General features: G+C 77.4%; 1 protein-coding gene. It reads left to right on the top strand.

The annotated features are described in order from the left end of the window. Positions 1-88: 88 nt before the first annotated feature. The gene (locus GL259_RS34490) at positions 89-6349 is read left to right on the top strand and encodes an SDR family NAD(P)-dependent oxidoreductase (protein WP_159537301.1); all 6261 of its coding nucleotides are present in this window, start codon (positions 89-91) and stop codon (positions 6347-6349) included.

Here is a 6349-nt window from a genome sequence, read left to right as displayed (position 1 = left end):
CCTGCTCCGTGACCCGCGTCCCGCCCACGGCGCCGGACACGACCCACGACGCCGTACACGCCGTAGCCGAGGAAGGGATCTGGACGGCATGGACACCCGCGACGTTCTGAGCCGGTTCACCGCCGGTGACCTGTCGAAGGACGAGGTACTGGGCCTGCTGCGCGACCGCGGCCCCGGCGCGCGGGACGGCGGCGCCCGGGAGCGGGCGTCCGCGCCGGCCGGCGGGTCCGGCCCGCCGTCCGGGCGGGTTCACGAACCGGTCGCCGTCATCGGGTGCTCCGCCCGCTTCCCGGGCGCCGACGACCTCGACGCGTTCCGGCGGCTGCTGCGCGAGGGCGCCGACACGGTGGCCGAGGTGCCCCGGGACCGGTGGCCGGTCGAGCGGTGGTACGACCCGGACCCCGCCGCGCCCGGCAGGTCGCTGTCGCGCTGGGGCGGCATGCTCCGGGACGCGGCGGACTTCGACGCCGGCCTGTTCCGGATGACCCGCCGGGAGGCGGAACTGACCGACCCGCAGGCCCGGTTGTTCCTCCAGGAGTGCCGGCGCGCGGTGGAGAACGCCGGGTACGCGCCGTCCTCGCTGGCGGGGTCCCGGTGCGGGGTCTACGCGGGGGTGATGCTCAACGACTACGCGCTGCGCGTCGAGCGCTCCAGCCCGCACCACCGGATGCCGCAGGTCATGCAGGGCAACTCGCAGTCGATCCTGGCGGCCCGGGTGGCCTACCTGCTGGACCTCGCCGGGCCTGTGACCTCCGTGGACACCGCCTGCTCGAGCTCGCTGGTGGCGCTGCACCTGGCCTGTCAGGCGCTGTGGCTGGGCGAGGCGGACATGATGCTGGCCGGCGGGGTCACGCTGTACACGACCGAGATCCCGTACGTGTACATGAGCAAGGCGGGGATGCTCTCCCCCACCGGCCGGTGCCGTCCGTTCGACGCGTCGGCCGACGGCTTCGTGCCCGCCGAGGGCAGCGCGGTGGTGCTGCTCAAGACGCTGCGCCGGGCGCTGGCCGACGGCGATCCGGTGCAGGCGGTGATCCGCGCCTCGGGCGTCAACCACGACGGCGCCACGAACGGCCTGACGGCTCCGTCGCGGCGCGCGCAGACGGCACTGGTCGAGGAGACGTACCGCCGGTTCGGCGTCGATCCGGCCGGCATCGACTACGTCGAGTGCCACGGGACCGGGACACCGCTGGGCGATCCCATCGAACTGGCCGCGCTGAACGCGGTGTTCGCGCCCGCCGGGCTCCCGGCGGGCAGCGTCCCGGTCGGTTCGGTGAAGGCGAACGTGGGACACACCTCGGCGGCGGCGGGACTGGCCGGCGTGTTCAAGGCGATGGAGGTGCTGGCGACCGGACGGGTGCCGGCCACGCCGCACTTCCGGCGGGCCAACCCGCGCATCCCGTTCGCCGAAGGGCCCTTCAGGGTCGCCGACAGGCCGGTCGAGCTGGTCCGGGACGGCTCCCGGCCCTGGCGGGTCGCGGTCAGCTCCTTCGGGCTGAGCGGCACCAACGCGCACGTCGTGCTGGAGGAGCCGCCGGCAGTGCCCGCCCCGGCCCCCGTCCCCGGCCCCGTCCTGGTCGTGCTGTCGGCGCACGAACACGCCCTGCTCGCCGCCCAGGCCCGCGTGCTGGCCGACTGGCTCGAGGGGCCCGGCGCCGGCACCGCGCCGGCCGATGTGGCCCGCACCCTCGCCGTCGGCCGCGATCACCATCGCCACCGGCTGGCGGTCGTCGCCGAGACCGCCGACGACCTGCGCGAGGCGCTCACGGCACTGGCACAGGGGCGTCCCCCGGGGCGCTGGGTGGCGTCACCGCCGGACGGCGCGGACGGCGCGCCCGGCGACGGCGGCGCGGGCACCCCCGTGAGCGAGGACGCCCGGCGGGCCCGGGAACCGCTGCCGGAACGGCTGTACGACCGTGTCGCCCCGGCGGGCCCTGCCACGGCGGACGATCTGCTGGCCCTGGGGCGGCTCTACGTCCAGGGGCACACCGTGCGCTGGTCCGAGGTGTTCCCGCCCGGGCGCGGGCGGGTGGTGCCGATGCCGGGGTCGGTCCTCGCCACCGACCGCTTCTGGATCGAGGAGGACCTCCCCGCCCCCGAACGGGGGACCACCGCCCCGGCCACCGCCCCCGCGTCCGCCCCGGCAACCGGGCCCTCCGCCGGCGCCCCGCACGCCGCCTCCGCTCCCGCCGCCCCGGCGCCCGGTCCGGCCGGTGTCAGCCTGTACGCGCCGCACTGGGTGCCGGTGCCGGTCGCGCCCGACGGCGTCACGTCGGGACCGTTGCTGGTCGTCGGTCCCGCCGAGCTGGCCGCCGGGCTGGAGGCACGGTGGTCGGGTCCCGTCCACGTGCTCGCCGCGGACGGGGCACCGCCCGCGGACCTCGCCCCGGCGACGGCGCACGGAGCGGACGAACGGGTGACCCTCGTCGTGGTCGTGCCGCCGGCCGGCTCGCGGCACTGGTGGGCGCCGCTGTTCGGGCCCGTCCGGCAGGTGCTGACGGGCCTGTGGCGGCGGACGGTCCATGTGCTGGCGGTCGCCACGGACCGGGCGACGGCCCTGGCCGCCGGCGGCTTCGTCCAGACCCTCGCCCACGAGAACCCGCGGCTGACCGGCCGCGCGCTGCTGCTGGACCGGGCCGGCGCGGCCGAGGCGGATCCGATCGCGCAGGAGGCCGCGGACCCCGCCCCCGGCTCCGGCCGGATCGTCGACCGCCGGGCGGGACGCCGGCTGAGCCGTCTCCTCGCCCCCGTCGAAACGCCCACCGCCGCGCCCCCGGGCACGGACGCGCCGTTCCTGCCGGGTGAGGTGTACCTGGTCACCGGTGGGCTCGGCGGACTGGGCCTGCTGACCGCCCGTCACCTGCTCGGCCACGGGGCGCGGGTCGTGCTGTGCGGACGACGGGCGCCGGAGGCGCTGGCCCGCGCCGACCGCGACGCGCTGACGGCTCTCGGCGGCGACGTCCGCTACGTGCCGACGGACGTCACCGACGAGGACGCCGTGCGGGACCTGGTCGACGGCGTGCTGCGGGTGGAGGGCCGGCTGGACGGGGTGTTCCACGCGGCCGGCACGCTGCGGGACGCGTACCTGGTGCGCAAGCGCCCGGAGGAGGCCGACGCGGTGATCGGCCCGAAGGCGCGCGGTGTCCGGGCCCTGGACGCGGCGACGGCCGGGCTGGGGCTGCGGATGTTCGTGCTGTTCTCGTCGCTGTCGGGTGCCGTGGGCAACCTCGGCCAGTCGGACTACGCGACGGGCAACGGTTTCCTGGACGGTTTCGCCGAGCAGCGGCGCGCGGCCGTGGCCCGCGGGGAGCGGTCCGGCCGGACCCTGTCGGTGGCCTGGCCGCTGTGGCGGGACGGCGGCATGACGGTTCCGGACGCGGTGCTCGCCGCGATGCGCGAACGCACCGGCGCCGAGCCGCTGCCGTCCGCGCCGGGCCTGGCCGCGCTGGAGGCGCTGCTGCGCCTGCCGGAGGACGCCTGCCTCGTCGCGGTCTTCCACGGCGAGCGTTCCCGCTGGGAGGCGACGCTGCGGGCGTTCTCGGTGCTGGGCACGGTACGGCCGCAGGCTGGGCGGACGTCGGAACCGGAGCCCGGTCCCCCTTCCGGTCCCGGGGGCGGGGCGGGCGCGGGGGCCGGTACCGGCCCCCGGCACCGGCGCGTCGCCGACCTGGTGCGTCGTGCCGTGACGGAGGTGACGGGGACCCCGGAGGGCGCCGTGCGGATGGACGCGCCCCTGGAGTCGCTGGGGCTGGACTCGGTGACGATCCGGAGCCTGGCCGCGACGCTGAGCCGGACGGTCGGCCGGGTCGAGGGCGCGGAGGTGTTCACGGCTCCCTCGTTGTCGGCCCTGGCCGCGCTGCTGGCGGACCGGACCGACGACGACGCGCCGGCAGCGGCGCCGCGACCGGACCTCCCGGCCCCCTCGACGCCGTCTCCCGGCCCGGCCCCTGCGACACCGGCACCGCTCCCCGCCCGGGCTCCCTCGGCACCGTCCCCGGATCCGGTCCCCTCGGCGCACGGTCCGCACGGTTCGCACGGGGGTCCCGGGTCCGGTCCGGCGCTGGCCGTGGTGGGGATGAGCGGGCGGTACCCCGGGGCTCGCGACCTCACGGCGTTCCTGCGCGGCCTCCGGGAGGGCAGGGACTCCTCCGGGCCGCTGCCGGCCGGCCGCTGGGCCGCCGGGGGGACCGGCACGGAGGACGTCCGGGGCCACTTCCTCGAGGACGTCGACCGGTTCGACCCGGAGTTCTTCGGGCTGTCCGCGCACGAGTCGGCCCTGGTGGACCCGCAGGAGAGGCTGTTCCTGGAAGCGGCCTGGGAGGCGCTGGAGGACGCCGGAGCGCTCGGGGAGCGTCTCGACGGCCTGCGCGACGACTCGGGTGAGCCGCGCAGCGTCGGCGTCTTCGTCGGGGTCACCTCCAGCGACTACCAGAAGGTCGGCGTCGAGGCGTGGGGCGGCGGCAACCGCACCGTCCCCGGCGGCCACTACTGGAGCGTGGCCAACCGGGTCTCCTACCTGCTGGACCTGCGCGGCCCCAGCCAGCCCGTGGACACCGCCTGTTCGTCGTCGCTGGTGGCGCTGCACCTGGCCGCGGAGGCGATCGCGCGGGGCGAGTGCGCGGCCGCCGTGGTCGGCGGGGTGAACCTCTATCTGCATCCGTCGCGGATGCTGCTGCTGAAGGAGTTCGGGTTCCTCTCCCCCGACGGGCGCTGCCGGTCCTTCGGCGCCGGCGGCACCGGCTTCGGCCCCGGTGAGGGCGTCGGAGCGCTCGTGGTCAAGCCGCTGGCCCGGGCGCTGGCCGACGGCGACCGGGTGTACGCCGTCGTCAGGGGTACGGCGGTGGCGCACGCCGGACGCGGTCACGGCTACACCGCGCCGAGCCCGCGGGCCCAGGCCCGGGTGATCCGCCGGGCGCTCGCCCGGGGCGGTGTGGACCCGGCCTCCGTCGGGCTGGTCGAGGCACACGGCACCGGCACCGAACTGGGCGACCCCGTGGAGGTGGCGGCCCTGACCGAGGTGTTCGGCGGCCGTCCCGCGGACCGTCGGCCCATCGCCCTCGGCTCGGTCAAGTCGCAGGTGGGGCACGGCGAGTCGGTGGCGGGGCTGGCCGCGCTGACCAAGGTGGTCCTGTCCCTGCGGAACCGGGAGCTGCTGCCGACGCTGCACGCCGACCCCGTCAACCCGGCGCTCGGCCTGGACCCCGCCCTGTTCACCCTGACGACCGAGGGCGGCGACTGGCCGGACGACGGCCTCGCGCCGCGCCGGGCCGGCGTCAGCTCGTTCGGGGCCGGCGGGGTGAACGCGCACGCCGTGCTGGAGGAGTACGTGCCCGAGGACGGCGCGCGGCCGGCGGCCACGCCCGCCGGGCCGGGCGGCGAGGAGCTGGTGCTGCTGCGCGCTCCGACGCCGGATCACCTGGCCGCGCTGGCCGGCCGGCTCGCCGACTGGCTGGAGGACACCGGCGGGCCCGGTCCCGGCGTCGACCTGCGCGACCTGGCGTACACGTTGCGGTGCGGGCGCGCGGAGCAGCCGTGCCGGCTGGCGGTCACCGTGCGCGGGGTGCCGGAACTGGCCCGTGTCCTCGCGGCGGTGGCCGCCTCGGGGGCGCGGGGGGAGACCCTGCCGCCGGGGGTGCACCTGAACGACGTACGCGTCACGGCCGCCGATCCGGAGTCGTTCCGTGACGACGCGGCGTTGCGGGCGTTCGTCGCCTCGTTGTGGGCGGCGGGGGACGTCGGCCGGGTGGGCCGGCTGTGGACGCAGGGAGTGCCCGTGCGCTGGACGGACCTCACCGCGCCCGGACGGATCGTCTCCCTTCCGCCGACGGTGTTCCTGCGCCGGCGCATCTGGGTGACCACCACGTCCGCGGACCGCCCGTCGACCTCCCCCGCACCGGATCCGGAGGCACCGACCGCACCCGCCGTGCCGCCCGCTCCCCCCGAGCCCTCCGCGCCGTCCACGCTCCCGGCACGAAACGGCGGCCGGAGCCACGACCGGAACGAGGGCCGGAGCGACGGCCGGGAGGACGGCCGGTACCGGGAGGTGCTCGGGCGGCTGGAGGACCTGGTGCTGCCGCGCGTGCCGGGGCGGCAGGGCCGCGTGGACGCCGACCGGTCCCTGGTGGAGGCGGGGATGGACTCGGTCAACCTGATGAGCCTGCGGTTCGCCGCCGAGGAGGAGTTCGGCGTCGAGCTTCCCCTGGACCTGCTGGGCGGGGACGCCCCGCTCACCGCGATCGCCCGGCGGATCGCCTCGGCGTCCGCCGCGCCGGCCCCCGCACCGAGGCCGCCCGCAGGCACGCGGTCCGGCAACGGTCTGCCGCCCTCGCTCCACCCTTCCCAGTCCTGA

It is taken from the genome of Streptomyces sp. Tu 3180 (assembly GCF_009852415.1).
GTDB lineage: Bacteria > Actinomycetota > Actinomycetes > Streptomycetales > Streptomycetaceae > Streptomyces.
The sequence above is the reverse complement of the archived record's forward strand: the minus strand, read 5'-3'. Positions and strand labels throughout refer to the sequence as shown.